Consider the following 21604-nt stretch of genomic DNA (forward strand, 5'->3'; position numbering starts at 1 on the left):
GTGACTGGTACTAATAGGCCGAGGACTTACCACAAAGAAGCTACGCGTCCACTGTGCAATATCTGAAACAACACACGTTTCAGCACAACACAATTGAATGAACCAGTACGTCACCGATCTTGATCAGGTGGCACCGCTGATGTTCCGTGTGACTTTGTTTCGCAGAGTTACGGCGGCCATAGCGGAGGGGAAACGCCCGGTCCCATTCCGAACCCGGAAGCTAAGCCCTCCAGCGCCGATGGTACTGCACTCGACAGGGTGTGGGAGAGTAGGACACCGCCGAACACCCGTTGTAAGAAGGGGACCCACTTGGTGGGTCCCCTTTTTGCGTTTGTACCGAAATCCGAAAGGACGCCCGTGTCGGAAGACAACAACGATCGTCGCCCGTCCCGTGGGGACGGCGGCAACCGCCCGAGCGAGTCCCGAGACCGCAACCCCCGCGCTCAGGACCGCCGCGGAGACCCGCGTCGTTCGGACGGTCCTCCCCGCAGACGTGGCGGTGAAGGTGGGTTCTCCGGCGATCGTCGCGGAAACAGCGCACCGTCCGACCGTCGACCCCCGCGTCCAGAAGAGCCGGATCTGCCCGATGAGGTCGAGGCCGGACAGCTCGAGCCAGCGGTGCGTCGAGACCTGTTGAGCTTGGACAAGAACAACGCAACCGCCGTCGCGCGTCACCTCGTGATGACCAGCAGGCTGCTGGACGACGATCCGCAGTTGGCGCTGCTGCATGCGCGCGCTGCTCGCCAGCGTGCCGGCCGGATCGCCGTAGTGCGTGAGACCGCAGGTATCGCGGCGTACCACGCCGGTGAGTGGGCCGAAGCGTTGTCCGAGCTTCGCGCCGCCCGGCGCATGGCTGGCGGACCGGGCCTGATCGCTGTGATGGCCGACTGCGAGCGCGGACTCGGACGCCCCGAGCGCGCGATCGAACTCGGTCGCAGTGACGAGGCTCGTGAGTTGACCGGAGAGGAAGCGTCGGAGCTTCGGATCGTCGTGGCAGGTGCCCGAATGGATCTGAACCAGTACGACCAGGCCGTCGTCACGCTGCAGACCCCTGATCTCGACGCGTCGCGCTCGGGCACGGCTGCCGCTCGCCTGTTCTACGTCTACGCAGATGCGCTGGTTGCGGCAGGTCGCGTCGACGAAGGTGTGAAGTGGTTCCTCAATGCCGCTGCAGCCGATGTCGATGGTGAGACCGATGCAGAAGAGCGGGTCGAGGAGTTGTCCGGAGGCGGTCAGTGACCGCGCTGCGCGAGCTCCATGACGTTCTGCTGCTCGACCTCGACGGCACCGTGTACGCAGGCAAGGACCCCATTCCCGGTGCAGTGGAGGCGTTGTCGGGTGGTGCGGAAAAGCAGTACTTCGTCACCAACAATGCCAGTCGTGCCCCCGAGGACGTTGCCGAACATCTGCGTGGTCTCGGGTTCGACACCACGGCAGAGTTCGTCGTCACCAGTTCCGAGGCCGGTGCCCGTGTGTTGGCGGACAAGTTGGACCCAGGTTCCCGCGTGCTCGTCGTCGGTACCGACGCGTTGGCGAACGAGATCACCAAGGTAGGTCTCGAGCCGGTGAGATCTGCCGACGACCATCCGGTCGCGGTGGTGCAGGGGCATTCGGTCGATACTGGCTGGAAGATTCTTGCCGAGGCTGTCCTCGCCATCCGTGCAGGTGCACTGTGGGTGGCAACGAACATCGACGCAACCCTGCCGACCGAGCGGGGACTCGTTCTGGGGAACGGCTCGATGGTCGCAGCGGTTCGCAACGCCACCGAGATCGAGCCGATCGTGGCAGGCAAGCCCGCCGCCCCGATCATGCACGACGCCATCGAGCGCAGCGGAGCACGTTCGGCACTGGTCGTCGGAGACAGACTCGACACCGACATCGCCGGAGCGAACGAAATCGATCTGCCGTCGCTGCTGGTATTGACCGGCGTGAGTACCGCTGCGGAGTTGTTGCATGCTCCTCGGCATTTGCGCCCGACTCACATCGGCCCCGATCTCGGAGTCCTCAACAAGGACGAGATGTCGTCGAGCGTCGGCAGCAAGACCGGTTGGACGGTCGGCATCGAGAACGAGGTGCTTTCCGTGCAGTACAGCGGGGACGGTGTGCCGGATGCGTTCGAGGGGGCGCTCGCCACACTGCACGTCGCCTGGTCCGGTTCGACGTTCTCGGACGTTCACTTCGAGGGAGATCGACTCGGCGATCTGCGTTCGCTCCTCGGCTGTTGAGGCTGCGTTCGACAGCAGGGTTCGGCGAGCGGCGGCGATCGGGCGTTCGTCGGACCCATCCGATAGCGTGAGTGGCGATGAGCGCGCCTATTCCACTACCAGGACAGCACCGGCCGAGCGGTGTCGTCGACGAGTCGTCGGCAGATCCGGACACTATTCGCACCGAGGTCGGTTCGCTGCTGAATCAGCTCACCATCGAGTCGGCGGACGACGAGGGATCCGAAGCCGTGGACTCCGAGGCCTTGGCACGCGATGCGAGTCTGCTCGACCGAGCGCACGAGGTACTCGTTCGTGCCCTGAACACCGTCGACAAGACCTGACATGGCTCGTCGCGCACGTGTCGACGCCGAATTGGTTCGTCGTGGACTCGCCCGATCTCGCGAGCACGCTTCGGAGTTGATCGAAGCGGGTCGGGTGAAGATCGCCGGGACGGTGGCCTCGAAGCCCGCGACCGCGGTGGAACCGGGCACACCGCTGTTGGTGGCCGAAGAAGACAACGAGATCTCGTGGGCCTCCCGCGGGGCGCACAAGTTGCTCGGTGCCCTCGACGCCTTCGAGCCGCTCGGGTTGACCGTCGAGCGGGCTCGTTGCCTGGACGCCGGTGCGTCCACCGGTGGGTTCACCGACGTTCTTCTCAGTCGAGGAGTGCGCGAGGTCGTTGCCGTGGATGTGGGATACGGGCAGCTGGTGTGGCGTCTGCAGTCCGACGACCGCGTTCACGTCATCGACCGCACCAACGTCCGGTCGATCGACGCCGACACGATCGGTGGACCTGTCGACGTCATCGTCGCGGATCTGTCGTTCATCTCGTTGAAGCTGGTTCTTCCCGCATTCGTCGCATGCTCGAAGCCGGGTACCGACATGGTGTTGATGGTCAAACCGCAGTTCGAGGTCGGCAAGGATCGCGTGGGTTCCGGTGGCGTGGTGCGAGATCCAGCTCTGCGAGCCGAGGCAGTGGAGGATGTTGCGAACGCGGCCGTCGGCTTGGATTTGAGTGTTCGCGCGGTGGCGGCGAGCCCGCTGCCGGGGCCGTCGGGCAACGTCGAGTACTTTTTGTGGCTGAGGGCAGGTGCAGACGAGGACTCGCCTCGCGCAGACATCACGGATCTCGTCCGGCTCGCGATCGAGGAAGGACCACAGTGACTCCGTCCCACGCAGCACCGGAACGGGAGTCGACTCGAGAGATTCTTCTCGTCGCCCATCCTGGTCGACCGGACATCGCCGAAACCGCGCGCCGCGTGGGCAAGGTGTTCGACGAAGCGGGCATCTGCCTTCGCGTGCTCGTGGACGAGGTTGAGCCGTCGAAGATCGAAGCCTCCGATACCGAGGAACACGATCACGTGTTTGTCGCGGACATGAAACTGAACGTCGTCGAGTTCGGACCGGACGCGGCCGCCGGTTGCGAGATGGTCCTGGTTCTCGGCGGTGACGGGACCTTCCTGCGCGCAGCCGAACTCGCGCGAGGAGCGTCCATACCGGTGCTCGGCATCAACCTCGGCCATGTCGGGTTCCTGGCGGAGGCCGAAGCCGACCATCTCGAAGATGCCCTGGCCCGCGTCATCGCCGGGGACTACCGCATCGAGCAACGCATGACACTGGACATTGCGATCCGCGTCGGCGACCAGGTGGTCGATCGTGGTTGGGCACTGAACGAGGCCAGCATCGAGAACGGGTCACGGCTCGGAGTGCTCGAGGTGGTCCTCGAAGTCGACGGTCGACCGGTGTCGGCTTTCGGATGCGACGGCGTCCTGGTCTCCACACCTACGGGCTCGACGGCCTACGCGTTCTCGGCCGGAGGGCCTGTGGTCTGGCCCGAGCTCGAAGCGATATTGGTCATTCCGAGCAACGCACATGCTCTGTTCGCACGTCCACTGGTCACCAGTCCCGAGTCGATCGTTGCGATCGAGATCGATGCCGGCGGTCACGCGGGATTCGTATTCTGCGATGGCAGGCGCACATTGAGCCTGCCTGCCGGCGCTCGCGTCGAGGTGGTTCGGGGAGCGTCACCGATCAAGTGGGTTCGGCTCGATTCGGCACCGTTCGCCGATCGCATGGTCAAGAAATTCGAACTGCCCGTGACCGGGTGGCGGGGGAGAGCGAGGTAGGGATGCTCGAAGAGATTCGGATCGACAGCCTCGGAGTCATATCCGGTGCCAGCGCACAGTTTCACGAGGGGCTGACCGTACTCACCGGCGAAACGGGTGCCGGAAAGACCATGGTGGTCACCAGTCTGCACCTGTTGTCGGGTGCCCGCGCCGACGCAGGCCGGGTTCGGCTCGGCGCTCAGCGTGCTGTGGTCGAGGGGCGATTCAGTACCGACACCGCGTCGGAGCAGGTGATCGACGACGTCGACAGGGTGCTCGAGTCCTCGGGAGGTCAACGGGACGAGGACAACTCGATCATCGCCGTGCGTACCGTCAACTCGGACGGTCGTTCTCGTGCGCACCTCGGTGGGCGCAGTGTGCCGGCATCGGTGCTGTCGAACTTCACCGACTCCTTGTTGACGGTGCACGGTCAGAACGATCAGCTGCGTCTGCTGCGTCCCGATCAGCAACTCGGCGCGCTGGACAGATTCGCCGGGGATGCGGTGGCGTCCCTCGTCTCGAAGTACCGCACCGCGCGCAAGACGTGGCTCGACGCGCGCAACGAGCTGATCGACCGGACCGAACGCAGTCGCGAGCTGGCGCAGGAAGCCGATCGACTGCAGTTCGGCCTCCAGGAGATCGACTCCCTGGCCCCCGAGCCGGGTGAGGATCGCTCCGTGGCCGAGGATGTGCGTCGGCTGGGGGATCTCGATTCACTGCGTGAGACCGCGGAAGGTGCCTCGGCGGCGCTCGTCGGGAGTACCGAGGAGGCGTCGGACACGGCGTCCGCGCTGTATCTGCTGGGCGAGGCTCGCTCTCGCCTCGAACATGCCGAGGACGCGGCACTGACCGAGCTGCTGCCGCGACTGAACGACGCGATGGCGATCGTGGGCGACATCGGGGCAGACCTCACCTCCTACCTGACGGATCTGCCGTCCGATCCGGGCGCGCTCGACTCGATCCTGAACCGGCAGGCCGAGCTGAAGTCGTTGACACGCAAGTACGCCGCCGATGTCGACGGCGTCATCGCCTGGGCGGAGGACGCCCGTGAGCGGCTCTCGCACATCGACACCTCGGCCGACGCGCTCGCCGAGTTGAGCGCCAAGGTCGACGCGGCTGCGGTCGACGTCGCGGCAGCTGCGTCGAAGCTCAGTGCGGCTCGGGCCAAGGCCGCTGTGAAGCTCTCGAAGGCGGTCAGCGTCGAGCTGGCGGGTTTGGCCATGGGAAAAGCCAAGCTGCAGATCGATGTTCGCGCACTTCCCGCCGGTCCGTCCGACACGGCTCCGATCGTCGTGGACGGGGCCGAACTGCATGCGGGCAGCAATGGCGTCGACGAGGTCGAGTTCAGGCTTTCCGCGCACGACGGTGCCCAGGCTCTTCCGATCAGCAAGAGTGCGTCGGGCGGTGAGCTCTCGCGGGTGATGTTGGCACTCGAAGTGGTGCTGGCGGGCTCGGACAAGGGCGCGACGATGGTGTTCGACGAGGTCGACGCCGGAGTGGGTGGTCGCGCGGCCGTCGAGGTCGGGCGTCGACTCGGCCGGTTGGCGCGCACGCACCAGGTCATCGTGGTCACCCACTTGCCCCAGGTCGCTGCATTCGCCGACACACATCTGGTGGTCGACAAGACCGATGCGAAGAAGGGCGCGGCGAACAGTGGGGTTCGGACGCTGTCGTCGTCGGAACGCGTCGTCGAGCTCGCGAGAATGCTCGCGGGTCTGGACGACACGGAAACCGGTCGCGCACATGCCGAGGAGCTGCTGGCCACCGCAAACGCCGATCGGGCAGCGTTGTAACTTTTGGTGCTGATGTGATCAGTGTGGTAGTTGTTTCGGCGCGCCTCCGTCGTCGGGCGTGTCGATCGGGTCATCATGGTTCTCATGAAGATGCCGGCTCTGCTGTCACGTAGTCAGGATTCGCTGCCCGGAATCACCGGGATCGCGCGAGTCGATCGCAACACGGCCAAGCTGCTCAAACGGGTCGGCCCCGGTGACATCGTCGTGCTCGACGAGCTCGACCTGGACCGCCTGACCGCTGATGCTCTCGTCGAGGCAGGGGTGCTCGCGGTCGTCAACGCGTCGCCCTCGATCTCCGGGCGCTACCCGAACCTGGGGCCCGAGGCCATCGTGGCCAACGGGATCACCTTGATCGACTCGGCCGGCACCGAGGTCTTCAAGAAGATCAAGGACGGAACCAAGGTTCGTCTCAACGACGGCGGTGTCTACACCGGTGATCGGCGCCTCGCGAAGGGCGACGAGCAGAGCGAAGCCGAGATCTCGGACAAGATGATCGAGGCCAAGACGGGTCTGGTCGACCATCTGGAAGCGTTCTCGGGCAACACGATCGAGTTCATCCGAACCGAAAGTCCGCTGCTCATCGACGGCGTCGGTGTGCCGGACATCGACATCGATCTCAAGGGTCGCCATGTCGTGATCGTCGCCGACGGTCCCGGGCATGCAGAGGATCTGAAGAACCTCAAGCCGTTCATCAAGGAGTACTCGCCCGTAATCATCGGTGTCGGCGCGGGTGCCGACACCGCCATGAAGGCAGGTCATCGCCCCGATCTGATCGTCGGCGATCCCGAGGACGTCACTGCGCAGACGCTCAAATGTGGTGCAGAGGTGGTGCTTCCGGCGGATTCCGACGGCCACGCGCAAGGACTCGAGCGCATTCAGGATCTCGGTATCGGTGCCATGACGTTCCCGGCCACCGGTGCCGCTGCCGATCTCGCGCTGTTGTTGGCCGATCATCACGGGGCGTCACTCATCGTGTCGGTCGGTAGCCCGGCCAGCCTGGACGAGTTCTTCGATCGCGGTCGACGCAACACCAATCCGGCCGCGTTCATGACGCGTCTGAAGGTCGGGGCCAAGCTGGTCGACGCCAAAGCTGTTGCGACGCTCTACCGCAGCCGCGTGTCCGGCGGTGCGATCGCGCTGTTGATTCTGGCTGCGCTCGTTGCCGTGATCGTGGCGCTGGCCGTGTCCAACATCGGCGGTGAAGCGTTGGATTGGGCAATCGATCTGTGGAACCGGTTCGCTCTGTGGTTCCAGGGGTTGCTTTCGTGATTTCGCTTCGCCAACATGCCATTTCGCTGGCCGCGGTCTTCGTGGCACTGGCCATCGGCATCGTGCTCGGCTCGGGTCTGCTCTCGAGCGGGCTGGTATCGGGCCTCCGAGACGACAAGACCGGTCTCGAAACTCAGGTGGACGATCTGCAGGCGACCAACAATCAGCTCGGTGAGCAGCTCAACTCGGCCGACGGATTCGACGCTGCGGTATCGGGCCGGGTGTTGCGAGACACGTTGGTCGATCGCAGCGTCGTGGTCATCACCACTCCGGATGCCGATCCCGGTGACGTGGACGGAGTCACGCGGTCGATCGGGGCTTCGGGTGCCACCGTCACCGGCAGGGTGTCGCTGACCGATTCCTTCGTCTCCGCTGCGAACGGCGACGATCTTCGTACCCGCCTGACCAATGTCATTCCGGCCGGCGTGCAGTTGCGCACCGGCGCGGTGGACCAAGGCAGTCTCGCCGGAGACCTGCTGGGTTCGGTTCTGCTGCTCAACGCCGAGACCGCCCAGCCGCAGTCGACTCCAGAGGAACTCTCGCTGGCGCTCGAGACACTGCGCAGCGGCGGCTTCATCGCGTACGACAACGGTGCCGTCGCGCCCGCTCAGTTGGCAGTGGTCGTCACCGGTTCCGGCACCTCGGACGTGGAGGACGGCAACCGCGGTGCCATCGTTGCGCGGTTCGCGGGCGCTCTCGATTCACGTGGTGCAGGCGCGGTACTGGCCGGCCGATCCGGCGCGGCAGAGGGCAACGGTTCCATCGCCGTCGTGCGAGCAGATTCGGCGCTGTCGTCCGCTCTCACCACAGTCGACAACGTCGACCGTGAAGCAGGGCGAATCACCACGGTTCTCGCTCTGGCGGAGCAACTGGACGGTGCCTCGGGCCGTTACGGCACCGGAGCGAACGCGAACGCCGTGACCGTCGGAGCGCCGGCGAGCTGATCGTCGTCGGAACGAGCGTGTCGTTGGCGGTGAGGTAGGTACTGGTGTTACCGTGAAGTCCCGTGGGTAGCAGGCCCAATTTCCACGCTTCACCTCTCTTATCAGCCCCCTGATAGGAGCAAGCCCTGCAGACTCGTCACGGGAGCCTCATTGTCACGCCTTCAGTCGCGTTCCGACACCAAGCACATTTTCGTCAGTGGGGGCGTCGCGTCCTCACTCGGAAAAGGCCTGACGGCATCCAGCCTCGGCCAGCTACTGACCGCACGCGGATTGCGCGTGACCATGCAGAAGCTCGATCCGTACCTCAATGTCGATCCCGGCACGATGAACCCGTTCCAGCACGGTGAGGTCTTCGTCACCGAGGACGGCTCCGAGACCGACCTCGACGTCGGACACTACGAGCGATTCCTCGACCGCGATCTGTCCGGGTTCGCCAACGTCACCACCGGCCAGGTCTACTCGACGGTCATCGCCAAGGAACGCCGCGGTGAATACCTGGGCGACACCGTTCAGGTCATCCCGCACATCACCGACGAGATCAAGCGTCGCATTCTCGCGATGAACGGCCCGGATCTGCAGGGCCATCAGCCGGACGTCGTGATCACCGAAATCGGCGGCACCGTGGGCGATATCGAGTCGCAGCCGTTCCTCGAAGCAGCGCGTCAGGTGCGCCACGACGTCGGCCGCAACAACGTGTTCTTCCTGCACGTGTCGTTAGTTCCGTTCCTGGCTCCGTCCGGTGAACTCAAGACCAAGCCCACCCAGCACTCCGTCGCAGCACTGCGCAGCATCGGTATCCAGCCCGACGCGTTGATCCTCCGTTGCGATCGCGATGTGCCGCCGGGGCTCAAGAACAAGATCGCGCTCATGTGCGACGTCGACGTCGACGGCTGCATCTCCACGCCCGACGCACCGTCGATCTACGACATTCCCAAGGTGCTGCACAAGGAAGGCCTGGACGCGTACGTCGTCCGTCAGCTCGGTCTCCCGTTCCGCGATGTCGACTGGACCATCTGGGGTGGCCTGCTCGAGCGCGTCCACCAGCCGCGCGAAACCGTGCGCGTCGGCCTGGTCGGCAAGTACGTGGACCTGCCCGACGCGTATCTCTCGGTCACCGAGGCGCTGCGTGCCGGCGGATTCGCCCATCGCGCGAAGGTCGAGATCAAGTGGGTTCCATCCGACGAGTGCTCTACGCCTGCGGGGGCACAGGCCGCGTTGGGCGACGTCGATGCCGTGCTCATTCCCGGCGGTTTCGGTATCCGCGGTATCGAGGGCAAGCTCGGGGCCATCGAGTTCGCACGTACGCGCAAGATTCCGTTGCTGGGGTTGTGCCTCGGCTTGCAGTGTGTGGTCATCGAGGCGGCTCGTTCGGTCGGTCTGACCGATGCCAATTCCGCCGAGTTCGACCCGGAGACCAAGGATCCGGTGATCTCCACGATGGCCGATCAGGAAGACGCCGTCGCCGGTGACGCCGATCTCGGCGGCACGATGCGCCTCGGTGCCTACCCGGCCACCCTGCAGAAGGGTTCGGTCGTCGCGGCGTCGTACGGCACCGAGAACGTCTCGGAGCGCCACCGTCACCGTTACGAGGTCAACAACGACTACCGGGATCGAATTGCCAAGAGCGGCTTGGTCTTCAGCGGTACTTCTCCGGATGGCCACCTGGTCGAGTTCGTCGAACTGCCTGCGTCGGTGCACCCGTTCTTCGTCGCCACTCAGGCGCATCCGGAGCTCAAGAGCCGGCCGACCCGTCCGCACCCGCTGTTCGCGTCGTTGATCAATGCGGCGCTGAAGTACAAGGCCGCGGAGCGTCTGCCGGTCGACATTCACGGTGACACCGTGGCGGCAGAGGAATCGGACGCGGCCGAGACCGTCGGATGAGCGAGCCTCGGCACGAGTTCACCACTCTCGAATCGTCGGTGCCGTACTCGGGTGCCATCCTCGCCCTCCGGCTCGATCAGGTCGCTATGCCCAACGGTCGCAAGGCCGAGCGTGAGGTGATCGAGCATCACGGCGCGGTCGGGATTCTGGCCGTCGACGATCAGGACCGTGTGGCGATGATCGAGCAGTACCGGCATCCCGTCGGTCGTCGACTGTGGGAGTTGCCCGCCGGTCTGCTGGACGAGCCGGGGGAGCCACCGGTGCTGGCAGCTCAGCGTGAGCTCGCCGAGGAAACCGGGCTTGCCGCCGGCACATGGTCGGTGCTGGTCGACGTGTTGGCCTCGCCCGGGTTCACCGACGAAGCCGTACGGATCTTTCTGGCACAGGACCTGACGGAAGTGGATCGGCCGGAGGCACACGACGAGGAAGCAGACATCGAACTCTCCTTCGTGTCGATGGACGAGGCCGTCCGGCGGGCGCTGTCGGGCGAGATCGTCAACGCATCCGCCGTGGCCGGGGTGCTCGCTTTCGCTGCGGCGCGCGCCGCCGGTACCGAACTGCGCCCGGCCGATGCGCCGTGGGCGGATCTACCCACTGCGTTCGAGAATCGGAAGAGTTCACGAAAGTAGTCACCGTGATCGGCCAGCAGATTCAGACCTACCTCGACCATCTGGTGGTCGAACGTGGGTCGGCGCCGAACACGGTGTCGTCCTACCGTCGCGACCTGGTGCGGTACGAGCGGTTCCTCGGCGGCTACGGCATCACCGATCTGGCGAAGGTCTCGGAGAACGACATCACCGAGTTCGTGCTCTATCTGCGGCGCGGTGATGACGAATTCCCTGCTCTCGCAGCAAGTTCGGCGGCTCGGACGCTGATTGCTGTGCGCGGTCTGCACCGGTTCGCGCTCGCGGAAGGGATGGTCGAGCGCAACGTCGCGAGCGAGGTCAAGCCGCCGCAGCCGGCGAAGCGGTTGCCGAAGTCTCTGCCCGTCGATCAGGTGGTGGCGCTACTCGAATCGGCCTCGGTTGCCGGTCCCGATGCCCCGCGCGGACTGCGGGATCGAGCGTTGTTGGAGCTGCTGTATTCCACCGGGGCTCGAATTTCCGAGGCAGTGGGGCTCGACGTCGACGACATCGACACCGAAGCCCGCTCGGTGCTGCTGCGCGGCAAAGGCGGCAAGCATCGCATCGTCCCGGTCGGGCGACCCGCGATCGAGGCAGTCGACGCCTACCTGGTGCGTGGACGGCCGGGGCTGGTCTCGCGCTCCAATCCCGCGCTGTTCCTCAACGTCCGAGGCGGCAGGTTGTCTCGGCAGAGCGCGTGGCAGGTTTTGCAGGATTCGGCCGTGCGGGCCGGGATCACCGCGGGGGTCTCACCGCACGTTCTTCGGCATTCTTTTGCTACGCATCTGCTGGACGGTGGTGCCGATGTCCGCGTCGTGCAGGAGCTGTTGGGACATGCGTCGGTGACGACGACGCAGATCTACACCCTCGTCACCGTGAACACGATGCGCGAAGTGTGGGCCGGCGCGCATCCGCGGGCGAGGTAGCACGAGGCCGGCAGCCGTGTGTCAGCGTGTCCGATGACGTTGCCGGCGCACCAAGCGGTAGCGTTCTCAGAACTACTCGAAGACGAACGGGACAGGGGAGCGCTGGAACGTGTCGACACCGCAGCCGCCAGCGGCGGAGTCAGCTTTGGATCATCCACATCTCGACGGTGGCCTGTTCCAGACGCGTCAACCGGAATCCAGTCGGGAGACACGCGACATCATTCCTGCTCCGAACGAGCTCGGGCCCACCGGTCGGATGACTCGGACCGTCCCGGATCCGCAACCGTTGGCCAATCACGGCCCGGCCAAGATCATCGCGATGTGCAACCAGAAGGGTGGCGTCGGCAAGACGACGTCGACCATCAATCTCGGTGCCTCGTTGGCCGGCTACGGCCGTCGCGTACTACTTGTGGACCTCGACCCACAGGGCGCACTGTCCGCGGGTCTGGGCGTCGCACACCACGAGCTCGATCTGACGGTCTACAACCTCCTCGTCGAAGCGAAGGTCTCCGCCGACGACATCATCATGCGGACTCGCGTCGAGAATCTCGATCTGATGCCCAGCAACATCGATCTCTCCGCGGCCGAGATTCAGCTGGTCACCGAGGTGGGCCGCGAGCAGACACTCGGACGGGTGCTGCATCCGATTCTCGATCGCTACGACTACGTGCTCATCGACTGCCAGCCCTCGCTCGGTCTGTTGACGGTCAACGCGCTCACGTGTGCCGACGAAGTGTTGATCCCGATGGAGTGCGAGTACTTCAGCCTTCGTGGCCTGGCATTGCTCAACGACACCGTCGAGAAGGTGCGCGATCGTCTCAACCCGCGGCTGAAGTTGGCCGGCATCGTGGTGACGATGTTCGACGCCCGCACACTGCACTCGCGTGAGGTGATGACGAGAGTGGTCGAGGTGTTCGGTGACGTCGTCTACGACACGGTGATCACCAGAACGGTCCGTTTCCCCGAAACCAGTGTCGCCGGTGAGCCGATCACCACGTGGGCTCCGAAATCCGGCGGCGCACAGGCGTACCGCGCCCTGGCGCGCGAGGTGATCTACCGGTCGGGTCCGTGACCGTCGACGCTGCCGACGAGGCCCCGATCGAGGTTCCCGCCGACGCGGATCCGTCGAAATTCAGGGTGCGGTTGCTCAACTTCGAGGGTCCGTTCGATCTGCTGCTGTCGCTGATCAGTCAGCACCGCATGGACGTCACCGAAGTGGCGTTGCACACCGTCACCGACGATTTCATCTCGTTCACCAAGTCACTCGGTGCCGATGTCGGCCTCGATCAGACGACGGAATTTCTCGTCGTCGCCGCGACTCTGCTCGATCTCAAGGCGGCGCGGTTGCTGCCCTCGGGCGATGTGGAGGACGCCGAGGACCTGGCGCTGCTCGAAGTGCGAGATCTCCTCTTCGCTCGACTACTCCAGTACCGCGCCTACAAGCAGGTCGCTCTGCTGTTCGGTGAGCTGGAAGCTGCTGCGCTGCGGCGTTATCCGCGATCGGTGTCGGTGGAGGACAGGTACGCCGACCTGATTCCCGAGGTGCTGCTGGGCGTCGACCCGGCCACGTTCGCCGACATCGCCGCAGCGGCCTTCAGACCCAAGCCGATTCCCCAGGTGGGACTCGATCACATCCATCAGCACGCTGTCTCGATTCCCGAGCAGGCGGAATGGCTGCTCGAGAATCTGCAGGGGCGAGGCCTGAACGAGTGGGCCTCGTTCTCGGAGTTGGTGCAGGACTGCGAGGTGCAAGTGGAAATAATCGCGCGATTCCTGGCGTTGCTGGAGCTGTTCCGGCAACAGGTGATTGCGTTCGAGCAGCCCGAGCCGCTCGGCGATCTTCGAGTGAGTTGGACCGGTAAGGACGAAGGACCCATCGTGGTCACGGAAGAGGACTACGCATGAGTGCCGACCCCGAACTCGAGCTCGAGGACGTCGACGATTCCGAGGAGCTCGACGACACCACTCTCGCGTCGGCTCTCGAAGCCGTGTTGCTGATCGTCGACACACCGGCCTCGGACGAGCAGCTCGCCTCCGCCGTGGGTGCCTCGGTGGCCCGCGTGCGCGCGACCTTGACGGCGATGGCCGCCGAACTGACCGAACGAACCAGCGGAATCGACCTTCGCTACGCCGGCGACGGATGGCGTTTCTACACCCGAACCGCCTATGCGCCGTACGTCGAACGGCTGCTTCTGGACGGCGCTCGGTCCAAGCTCACACGCGCGGCATTGGAAACCCTGGCCGTGATCGCATATCGTCAACCGTTGACCCGCGCACGAGTCAGCGCCGTGCGAGGAGTCAACGTCGATGGAGTGATGCGTACGTTGCTCGCCCGTGGACTGATCTCCGAAGCAGGAACGGACCCGGAGACGAACGGCACGATGTACTGCACCACCGAGCTGTTCCTCGAACGGCTCGGGCTCGCATCGCTCGGTGATCTACCCGAACTGGCACCGCTGTTGCCGGGTGTGGACCTGATCGACGAGATCAGTGACAGCATGGACACCGACCCGAGAATGACCCGCTCCACCAAGAACCGCGGATCGAAACCCGATCCGGCAGCCGAGCTCGACTCGGACGACTGATAGGTAAGACAAGTGAACAAGCCCGCTCGCCGTGATGGCACACCGGACCGTAACAAGAGACAAGACCCACGCAGGAAGCCGACCGCAGGTAGGTCGGACACTCCGCGTGACGCGCGCCGCGGAGATCGCACCCGCGACGCTGCGCCCCGTGACGGCGCTCCCCGTACCGGAGGACCTCGCGCCGGAACTCCTCGCACTGGAGGACCTCGCGCAGGCGCGCCCCGTACCGGAGCTCCTCGCACAGGAGCCCGACCTGCCCCTCGCCGTGGCGTCGAGCAGGACGAATCGACCGATTACACGCCCGTCGAGACCGGCGTCAACGACCGCAGCAACGACGCCGTTCCTCGCAAGAAGCCGTCGCGTCCCAAGCCGCCGAAGCCGCAGAAGAAGCAGGTTCCGTCGACCACCATCAGCAACGCCAAGCCGGCGAAGCATCAGCACACCGATTCCTCACCGCGCAAGCACGTACCCGCCGGTGAAGGTGTTCGGTTGCAGAAGGTGCTCGCACAGGCCGGCGTCGCATCGCGTCGCGCCGCCGAGGAACTGATCGCCGACGGCCGCGTCGAGGTCGACGGACGCATCGTCACCGAACAGGGCATCCGCATCGATCCCAACATCGCCGTGGTCCGTGTCGACGGCACCCGCGTGGTGGTGAAGGAAGAGCTGGTTCATCTCGCGATGAACAAGCCGCGTGGATGGCAGTGCACCATGTCCGACGATCTGGGACGCCCGTGCGTCGGCGACATCGTCTCCGAGCGGGTCCAGGCGGGGCAGCGACTGTTCCACGTCGGCCGTCTCGATGCCGACACCGAGGGACTGTTGCTCTTCACCAACGACGGTGATCTTGCTCACCGCCTGATGCACCCGTCGTTCGAGGTTTCGAAGACCTACCTCGCGACGTTGTCGGGCACCATTCCCCGCACGCTCGGCAAGCAGTTGCGTGAGGGCGTCACCCTCGACGACGGCCCGGTGAAGGTCGACGGCTTCCAGCTGCTCGACATCTCGGACGGCAAGTCGCTCGTCAAGGTGACCCTGCACGAGGGCCGCAAGCACATCGTGCGTCGGTTGTTCGACAAGGTCGGATTCCCGGTCGGGCGCCTCGTGCGTACCGATGTCGGCAATATCGTGCTCGGCGATCAGCGTCCAGGAACACTGCGTGTTCTCGGTCGCGGCGAGATCGGCAAACTCTACGAATCCGTAGGCCTGTGATGAGTGCGCTCGTCGTGGCGATGGACGGTCCCTCGGGCACCGGTAAGTCGTCGGTGTCGCGCAGACTCGCGTCGGCACTGGAAGCCAGCTACCTCGACACCGGTGCGATGTATCGCGTCGCGACGGTATGGGTTCTCCGTTCGGGCGTCGAGCCCACCGATGCGGATGCGGTCGCGAAAGCCGTTGCGGCGCTTCCCCTCGAGATCGGCAAGGACCCGCTGTCCGAGACCGTGTTGCTCGACGGTGAGGACGTCAGCGGCGAAATCCGCGGCGACGCAGTCACCAAGGCCGTCTCTGCGGTGTCCGCAGTGCCTGCGGTGCGCGAGTTGTTGGTGCAGATGCAGCGCGACCTCGCGAGCTCGTCGACGCGAATCGTCGTGGAGGGCCGCGACATCGGCACCGTCGTTCTTCCCGACGCCGACGTGAAGGTGTTCCTGACTGCCTCACCGGAGGCGCGGGCAGAGCGTCGCAACAAACAGAACATCGAACAGGGTCGCGACGACGACTACGAATCCGTGCTCGCGGATGTGCAACGCCGCGATCATGCAGATTCGACGAGAGCAGTGTCACCGCTTCGTCCCGCCGAGGATTCGGTGATCGTCGATACCAGCGAGCTGGATCTCGACGGCGTGATCGAGCGTTTGCTGCTCGTGGTGAACGACAGAAGTGGAGCAGTGCAGTGAGCGAAGAATTCTTCTCCGGCGCAGCGGAAACCGCGGGCGACGGAATATGGAGTGACGAGGGCGAGTGGGAGTACGTCGACCTCAACGAGGGCGAAGACGGCGAAGATGCCGTTGCCGTGCCGACTCTCGCCGTGGTGGGGCGTCCGAACGTCGGTAAGTCGACGCTCGTCAACCGCATCATCGGACGACGCGAAGCCGTCGTCGAGGACGTCCCAGGCGTCACCCGCGACCGGGTGTCGTACGAGGCGAACTGGAGTGGTCGACGCTTCCTGGTGCAGGACACCGGCGGTTGGGAGCCCGACGCCAAGGGTCTGCAGGCATCCGTTGCGCGCCAGGCCGAATTGGCCATGCACACCGCCGATGCGATCCTGTTGGTCGTCGACGCGAGAGTCGGCTCGACGACGACGGACGAGGCTGTCGCACGAGTACTGCGCCGGTCGAAGACTCCGGTTCTGTTGGTGGCCAACAAGGTCGACGACGGACGCACCGAGTCCGAGGTAGCCGCACTGTGGTCGCTGGGGCTGGGGGAGCCGCTGTCGGTTTCCGCGACCCACGGCCGCGGTACCGGAGATCTGCTGGACCGGGTGCTCGAGGCGTTGCCCGAGACCCCGCGCGAAGGAATTCCCGGTGGGGGACCCAGGCGTGTCGCTCTGGTCGGTAAGCCGAACGTGGGCAAATCCTCACTGATCAACAAGCTCTCGGGTGACGAGCGCTCGGTGGTGCACGATGTTGCCGGAACCACCGTCGATCCCGTCGACTCGTTGGTCGAATTGGGCGGCAAGACATGGCGATTCGTCGATACCGCCGGACTGCGCAAGCGCGTCAGTCACGCCAGTGGTGCCGAGTTCTACGCGTCGCTGCGCACCAAGTCCGCGATCGAGGCCGCCGAGGTCGCGATTCTGCTTCTCGATGCCTCCGAGGTGATCTCGGAGCAGGACATGCGCGTGCTCAGCATGGTCGCCGATGCCGGCCGCGCGTTGGTGCTGGCGTTCAACAAGTGGGATCTGGTGGACGACGATCGTCGTCAGCAGCTCGAGAAGGAGATCGACCGCGATCTCGCTCGGGTGCCGTGGGCGCAGCGAGTGAACATCTCGGCTCAGACGGGTCGTGCGGTGCAGAAGCTCGTGCCCGCGCTGGAGACGGCTCTGGAGTCGTGGGACAAGCGTGTCCCCACCGGCAGGCTGAACACGTGGCTCAAGGAGGTCGTGGCGGCCACTCCGCCGCCGATGCGAGGCGGACGTCTGCCGCGCATCATGTTCGCGACGCAGGCCAGCACACGGCCGCCGACGTTCGTGCTGTTCACCACAGGCTTCCTCGAGGCCGGCTACCGCCGATTCATCGAGCGACGTCTGCGTGAGGAGTTCAACTTCGACGGCAGCCCCGTGCGTGTCTCGGTGCGTATCCGCGAGAAGCGGGAACGGCCGGGCAAGGGCAACAACCGCTGATGTAGCCCGACCCCGCCCCTGAGCAGGCGATTTCCTCTCAGGGGTAGGGCTGGGGTAATCTCAGCAAGCGCCTTTCGAGGCGCGGCGGGCTGTGGCGCAGCTTGGTAGCGCACTTGACTGGGGGTCAAGTGGTCGCAGGTTCAAATCCTGTCAGCCCGACAAAGATAGATGCAGGTCAGAGGCGGTTTCGGAGAAGTCCGAGACCGCCTTTTTAGGCCCGAAGTAGGGCTCCGTGCCGCTCAGTGTCACTACTCGTTCCTTAGTTGATTTTCGGTCTTCGTTCTCGCGTGACTAGCCTCGAGATACGACAGCACCAGATGCTGAAGCCACCCCTGGCCACCATGACTTCTGCGGTTCACACCGCATGCCCTCGGGCTCCGCCGTCGAGCTGATCGATCACGGCCCCTCACCCTCGACGATTGGAAGCTCGATGACTGCCACCTTCAACCACATCATCATTCCCGCCAACGACGCCGAAGTTTCGGCGGCGTACTACCGGAGCCTATTGGAGATTGTCGATGCTCCCTCCTAGGGGCCTTTCGCGAATCTGATCATGTCTAACGGCGTGCTCCTGCAATTCGCCAAAGCTCCGACAACGTTTGATTCACTGCACTTTGCTTTTCTCGTCGACGACGAGCATTTCGATCGATCCCTCGCGGCGCTGGTCGAATCTCGAACCGAATACTGGGGCGATCCGCAACGCTCCCACAACGAGATTCGTCATGAAGACGGTGGCCGCGCTCTTTACGTTCTCGACCCTGGCGGGCACTTGGTCGAGCTGCTGACACGGCCATACGTCTGATTTTGGTGCTGCCGAGCCCGCTGCTCGTAATACGAGAACAACGGTTGTCGCCCCCGCGCCGTGCTATCGCAGCGTTGCTTCTGCCGGGCCGAGGAACAAATCAGCCCACTTACAAGGCTGACAGGCTCAGATCGCCCCTGCGGGTTGAAGTGTGCATTTTGACCATCGACATATCGCACGGGCGGTGTGCGCGTGGACGCCGATGACCTCACCGCGCTGAAGGACAACGGCTGGGGCGCGCCTGAGATTACGATTGCTTGGCGTGCGAGTATCCGTCCTTCCGAAATTCTTCGTGCAGAGGTCCGTTAAAGGATTCGTCGTCACTCACTGTTACGCGGATCTTGGCCCTTGCTGCGCAGTTCGGCAGGGTTGGCCTTGACTCTTGATTGCTGCATCCCTGGTGACGCTGTGAGGTGCTGCGGCGACGGTAGCGCTGCCGATCATCACCAACGAAAAGCTCCATAGCCCCATGGTTAGGATGATCCCGGCATGCAGTGCGCAGTCCAGGATCAGTGCGATTCGGCGTGATCTGGTTCCACCGAGAATAGCCAACCCGATGATGAGTTCTATGGCGAGCGCACCCCAGGTGAGCATGACGGTAGGTAGCGCATGTGTCGTGATCGCTCGTGCGGCGGTGTCGATCGGTCCTGCGGATCCGAACATCGGGTTGCGGATGAAGTAATACTCCGCTGACCCGTCGGCCCAGTTGTCGACGCCGAATTTTGCGATGGCGCTGTCGATGTAGAGGTACGCGATCTGCAGCCGAACAAATATGAGCGCTGCGAGTGAGATCGCGGACAGTGTCGGTTGGGCTGGTGTGGATGGCGCCCGCCAGTGCCAGACCCGGTTGTCTGCGAGGCAAACCAGTATCAGTAGTAGCGTGACGACGCGGGCAACGGATTCTCCGCCGTCGGGCAAGGTGATGCTCCCGGAAATCGATACTGTTACCCATGCATGAATGATGCTGGTGTATCGAGGCCGGTATCCGGACGCAACTACTAGCAGCAGTACACCGATAATGCAGTGTTTGACGCCCAGGTGTGCGTCACCGCCGATGCAGTACAGTGAAATCGATTGTATCGAACCGCATTTGGGTCCTACTGTGCTGCCGACCGGGACCATTAACGCTTCGACGGGCGTGAAGGCCAGGATGGATAGCTGCGCGAGCGCGATGAGGGTTCGGCCAATTCCCAGGTAACGGGTGCGTGGATCGTAGTTTCTTACCCAGGCATTCAGCGGTGACACTTCATCCGCGTTTCGAGCGGCGTTCAGCCTCAGCACTGTGCGTCGATCCGCACGAGCGTGCTCGCCCGCAGTGTGTAGGGCACCAGATCGCGAAATGCCCATGGAACGGGTGTTGCGATGACCAAGTAGGCATCGCCGCACACGGTCGGGACAGGTGATGTGTTGGCCACGCTGATGGCCGGCGAATCTTGGTTCAGCTCTATGCAGCGAGCCGGTTCACCGTCGCAGGCCGTCCATTTCTCCGGCGGAATCGCCAGTTGGAGGTTGGCCAGCTCCGGCCCTTGTGCCCGCTGGGTCCGGGAAAGACCGAACGCATTGCTCGGACGACCCTGCGGAGTCGTGACGCCGCTAACAAAGCCCGAACCTTCGGACGCGTGGTAGACCAGGATATTTTCGGACTGGGCGTCTTTGGTGAAGAACGCCCAGTTCTGCGGTAGCACTTCGTTGAAGACGGTACGGAGTCCGCCGCCATCTTTGGAACTCAGCAGGTTGCTCGGCAGTGTGTAGAACACAGAGACTCCGAAGACAATTGCTAGTGCGGCAAGTGCCACAACGAATACGGTTATTGCTGCGGCCGGTCGACTGTCGACCGTAGGAGGTTCGGCTTGTTCGGACGCCGGCCCGCCGGTGTCGGCTTGGGGCGGCGAGTGTCGTAGCGTCATGCGGAAGGTCAGCTATTCGGAGACACTCGCCGCGCTGCTGCGCTCGCGGTGACGGCCGCGTAGATCATGTTGCCAACTGTGAAGGCCATGACGGTGAGAACGACGGTGACGCCAAGCCAATCGGGTACGTCGATGATGGCAAGCACGGCAAGAACGAATGCCCCGGCGATCAGGACAATGGAACCAATTCTGAAGTGGGGCAGTGCGTTTCGATGGCCCGCGTCCCAGGCTTGTTGGCTTTTGAGTGTGGCCGGTGTTCGGATGCCGATCCACCCGTTGACCTTGGTTTTGCCCTGCTGTATCCGCCGCACCGAAAACGCCATGCCCGATCCGAGGAGCAGGTAGAGAAGTGCCACGATCAACAACGAGGTCTGCATTTCAGTCATGTGTGCCCCATCCTTGCGTTTACAGTTCGGTGGCTAGCTGTGCCACGACGTTCTGTGAATCCAGAGTATTTGCGGTGGTGGGAAATTCGTACGAGATTGCTCCGGGGGTCACGTACAGGACCCATGCAACTTCGGTGACAACGGCTCCGTTGGCGTAACCGGCGACGTTCAGGACTGCGACGCCGTTGATCTCGGTGAAGACGTTCGCGTCATGCCACGCGAGTCCCTGCGTGGACACCACATCCGAGGACGGCGCAGTATTCTTCTCACGGCTGGCGACAGTGCGCAGGCCCTGCCCCAGTGCTGTCATAGCGGCCTGTGCAGCGAAGGGATCATGTTTTTGCACGCCCAGCGTGACCGTGTCGTGGAAGTTCGGCACTACATCAACTAGTGCGTTCGTCAACGCCTGCACTTGCTGACCGGTCGCTTCGGGAACATCGTCGGCGACTCGAGGCGTGAACTTACTACCCAGTTCGGGGTGTTCCTGCGCCGCGCGACCTGCTCCGAGGACGAGGAGCGACACGATCTCGGAATCGGAGTAGCTCCCGCCAGTCGAAGGATCGGGCGCGTCACTCTGCAGTGGTGAAGCTTGTGCGACCGACAAGCCGCTCCCCAGCAGCGCGCTCACTGCCATAGCAGAAGTGGCGGCACCGCGGGTAATACGTGAAGTCATAATGCCCCCTACATTGAATGTACTTAGCCGAAGTATTAACAAGGTAATCGGTCTGTCTTGCATCCGCAACAGGAAGGTTCGCTTCATGCGCGCGTGGCCGCCAAGGCGCGCACGGGACGTGACTAGACGCCCTCAGCCGAAGAGGGGACTGCCCCGAGTTCGGTTGACT

22 protein-coding genes, 1 tRNA gene and 1 rRNA gene are annotated in these 21604 nt (G+C 64.1%); 20 read left to right on the forward strand and 4 right to left on the reverse strand.

Features of this window, described 5'->3' with window-relative positions; translation table 11 throughout:
* The first annotated feature begins 168 nt into the window (after positions 1 to 168).
* The 20 genes from rrf (at position 169) to R4P47_RS13580 (ending at position 18469) form a co-directional block, all read left to right on the forward strand.
* A 5S ribosomal RNA gene (rrf, locus tag R4P47_RS13485) occupies positions 169 to 285 on the forward strand.
* 72 nt (positions 286 to 357) lie between these two features.
* Complete coding sequence (locus R4P47_RS13490; protein WP_094641563.1) at positions 358 to 1239, forward strand: tetratricopeptide repeat protein; 882 nt, start codon at positions 358 to 360, stop codon at positions 1237 to 1239.
* Positions 1236 to 2225, forward strand: coding sequence for an HAD-IIA family hydrolase (locus R4P47_RS13495; protein ID WP_317784992.1), 990 nt, complete (start codon positions 1236 to 1238; stop codon positions 2223 to 2225). The genes R4P47_RS13490 and R4P47_RS13495 overlap by 4 nt, the downstream gene beginning before the upstream one ends.
* Positions 2226 to 2302: 77 nt before the next feature.
* On the forward strand, positions 2303 to 2545 hold the full coding sequence (locus tag R4P47_RS13500) for a hypothetical protein (RefSeq protein WP_068050998.1): 243 nt from the start codon (positions 2303 to 2305) through the stop codon (positions 2543 to 2545).
* Position 2546: 1 nt separating this feature from the next.
* On the forward strand, positions 2547 to 3368 hold the full coding sequence (locus tag R4P47_RS13505) for a TlyA family RNA methyltransferase (RefSeq protein ID WP_149405663.1): 822 nt from the start codon (positions 2547 to 2549) through the stop codon (positions 3366 to 3368).
* The gene (locus R4P47_RS13510) at positions 3365 to 4330 is read left to right on the forward strand and encodes an NAD kinase (RefSeq protein WP_149405664.1); all 966 of its coding nucleotides are present in this window, start codon (positions 3365 to 3367) and stop codon (positions 4328 to 4330) included. The genes R4P47_RS13505 and R4P47_RS13510 overlap by 4 nt, the downstream gene beginning before the upstream one ends.
* 2 nt (positions 4331 to 4332) lie before the next feature.
* Complete coding sequence (gene recN / locus R4P47_RS13515; RefSeq protein ID WP_317784993.1) at positions 4333 to 6102, forward strand: DNA repair protein RecN; 1770 nt, start codon at positions 4333 to 4335, stop codon at positions 6100 to 6102.
* Positions 6103 to 6186: 84 nt separating this feature from the next.
* Positions 6187 to 7371, forward strand: a complete 1185-nt coding sequence (steA, locus tag R4P47_RS13520) for a putative cytokinetic ring protein SteA (RefSeq protein ID WP_149405666.1) — start codon at positions 6187 to 6189, stop codon at positions 7369 to 7371.
* Positions 7368 to 8315: a copper transporter gene (locus R4P47_RS13525; RefSeq protein WP_149405667.1), complete on the forward strand. Its 948-nt coding sequence runs from the start codon at positions 7368 to 7370 to the stop codon at positions 8313 to 8315. Before steA ends, R4P47_RS13525 begins: the two co-directional genes overlap by 4 nt.
* Positions 8316 to 8465: 150 nt before the next feature.
* Positions 8466 to 10196, forward strand: a complete 1731-nt coding sequence (locus R4P47_RS13530) for a CTP synthase (protein ID WP_094688575.1) — start codon at positions 8466 to 8468, stop codon at positions 10194 to 10196.
* The gene (locus tag R4P47_RS13535) at positions 10193 to 10825 is read left to right on the forward strand and encodes an NUDIX hydrolase (protein ID WP_317784994.1); all 633 of its coding nucleotides are present in this window, start codon (positions 10193 to 10195) and stop codon (positions 10823 to 10825) included. The genes R4P47_RS13530 and R4P47_RS13535 overlap by 4 nt, the downstream gene beginning before the upstream one ends.
* Positions 10826 to 10830: 5 nt before the next feature.
* Entirely contained in the window at positions 10831 to 11745 is a 915-nt protein-coding gene (gene xerD / locus R4P47_RS13540; RefSeq protein WP_094641577.1) for a site-specific tyrosine recombinase XerD, read from the forward strand.
* Between the two features lie 109 nt (positions 11746 to 11854).
* On the forward strand, positions 11855 to 12817 hold the full coding sequence (locus R4P47_RS13545) for a ParA family protein (protein WP_068051009.1): 963 nt from the start codon (positions 11855 to 11857) through the stop codon (positions 12815 to 12817).
* Positions 12814 to 13650 carry a segregation and condensation protein A gene (locus R4P47_RS13550; protein WP_094668763.1) on the forward strand — a complete coding sequence of 279 codons (837 nt, stop codon included), beginning with the start codon at positions 12814 to 12816 and terminating at the stop codon, positions 13648 to 13650. The genes R4P47_RS13545 and R4P47_RS13550 overlap by 4 nt, the downstream gene beginning before the upstream one ends.
* Positions 13647 to 14330, forward strand: a complete 684-nt coding sequence (gene scpB / locus R4P47_RS13555; protein ID WP_094668762.1) for an SMC-Scp complex subunit ScpB — start codon at positions 13647 to 13649, stop codon at positions 14328 to 14330. Before R4P47_RS13550 ends, scpB begins: the two co-directional genes overlap by 4 nt.
* A 12-nt stretch (positions 14331 to 14342) precedes the next feature.
* Complete coding sequence (locus R4P47_RS13560; protein WP_317549572.1) at positions 14343 to 15539, forward strand: pseudouridine synthase; 1197 nt, start codon at positions 14343 to 14345, stop codon at positions 15537 to 15539.
* Complete coding sequence (cmk, locus tag R4P47_RS13565) at positions 15539 to 16222, forward strand: (d)CMP kinase (protein ID WP_094668760.1); 684 nt, start codon at positions 15539 to 15541, stop codon at positions 16220 to 16222. The genes R4P47_RS13560 and cmk overlap by 1 nt, the downstream gene beginning before the upstream one ends.
* Positions 16219 to 17667 (forward strand): ribosome biogenesis GTPase Der, encoded by a 1449-nt coding sequence (gene der / locus R4P47_RS13570; protein ID WP_037189204.1) that lies wholly within the window; start codon positions 16219 to 16221, stop codon positions 17665 to 17667. The genes cmk and der overlap by 4 nt, the downstream gene beginning before the upstream one ends.
* Before the next feature lie 85 nt (positions 17668 to 17752).
* A tRNA-Pro gene (locus R4P47_RS13575) sits at positions 17753 to 17826 on the forward strand.
* Between the two features lie 394 nt (positions 17827 to 18220).
* Entirely contained in the window at positions 18221 to 18469 is a 249-nt protein-coding gene (locus tag R4P47_RS13580; protein ID WP_317784995.1) for a VOC family protein, read from the forward strand.
* Positions 18470 to 18799: 330 nt separating this feature from the next.
* Here the strand turns inward: R4P47_RS13580 and R4P47_RS13585 are convergent, their stop codons facing one another.
* The 4 genes from R4P47_RS13585 to R4P47_RS13600 all read right to left on the reverse strand — a co-directional run bounded on the left by R4P47_RS13585 (position 18800) and on the right by R4P47_RS13600 (position 21522).
* Positions 18800 to 19750 carry a sporulation-delaying protein SdpB family protein gene (locus tag R4P47_RS13585; RefSeq protein WP_317784996.1) on the reverse strand — a complete coding sequence of 317 codons (951 nt, stop codon included), beginning with the start codon at positions 19748 to 19750 and terminating at the stop codon, positions 18800 to 18802.
* Positions 19744 to 20265 (reverse strand): SdpA family antimicrobial peptide system protein, encoded by a 522-nt coding sequence (locus R4P47_RS13590; protein WP_317784997.1) that lies wholly within the window; start codon positions 20263 to 20265, stop codon positions 19744 to 19746. The genes R4P47_RS13585 and R4P47_RS13590 overlap by 7 nt, the downstream gene beginning before the upstream one ends.
* Before the next feature lie 119 nt (positions 20266 to 20384).
* Entirely contained in the window at positions 20385 to 20762 is a 378-nt protein-coding gene (locus R4P47_RS13595) for an SdpI family protein (RefSeq protein WP_317784998.1), read from the reverse strand.
* A 19-nt stretch (positions 20763 to 20781) separates the two neighbouring features.
* Positions 20782 to 21522, reverse strand: coding sequence for a hypothetical protein (locus R4P47_RS13600; RefSeq protein ID WP_317784999.1), 741 nt, complete (start codon positions 21520 to 21522; stop codon positions 20782 to 20784).
* Positions 21523 to 21604: the final 82 nt, after the last annotated feature.

The organism is Rhodococcus sp. IEGM 1370 (genome assembly GCF_033142325.1).
Lineage (GTDB): Bacteria > Actinomycetota > Actinomycetes > Mycobacteriales > Mycobacteriaceae > Rhodococcoides.

Bases quoted from the DNA above. Each gene is read 5' to 3' on its own strand.
- R4P47_RS13500 (WP_068050998.1), top strand. From the start codon at position 2,303: ATGAGCGCGCCTATTCCACTACCAGGACAGCACCGGCCGAGCGGTGTC.
- R4P47_RS13505 (WP_149405663.1), top strand. From the start codon at position 2,547: ATGGCTCGTCGCGCACGTGTCGACGCCGAATTGGTTCGTCGTGGACTC.
- recN (WP_317784993.1), top strand. From the start codon at position 4,333: ATGCTCGAAGAGATTCGGATCGACAGCCTCGGAGTCATATCCGGTGCC.
- steA (WP_149405666.1), top strand. From the start codon at position 6,187: ATGAAGATGCCGGCTCTGCTGTCACGTAGTCAGGATTCGCTGCCCGGA.
- R4P47_RS13535 (WP_317784994.1), top strand. From the start codon at position 10,193: ATGAGCGAGCCTCGGCACGAGTTCACCACTCTCGAATCGTCGGTGCCG.
- scpB (WP_094668762.1), top strand. From the start codon at position 13,647: ATGAGTGCCGACCCCGAACTCGAGCTCGAGGACGTCGACGATTCCGAG.
- cmk (WP_094668760.1), top strand. From the start codon at position 15,539: ATGAGTGCGCTCGTCGTGGCGATGGACGGTCCCTCGGGCACCGGTAAG.
- R4P47_RS13580 (WP_317784995.1), top strand. From the start codon at position 18,221: ATGTCTAACGGCGTGCTCCTGCAATTCGCCAAAGCTCCGACAACGTTT.
- R4P47_RS13595 (WP_317784998.1), bottom strand. From the start codon at position 20,762: ATGACTGAAATGCAGACCTCGTTGTTGATCGTGGCACTTCTCTACCTG.
- R4P47_RS13600 (WP_317784999.1), bottom strand. From the start codon at position 21,522: ATGAAGCGAACCTTCCTGTTGCGGATGCAAGACAGACCGATTACCTTG.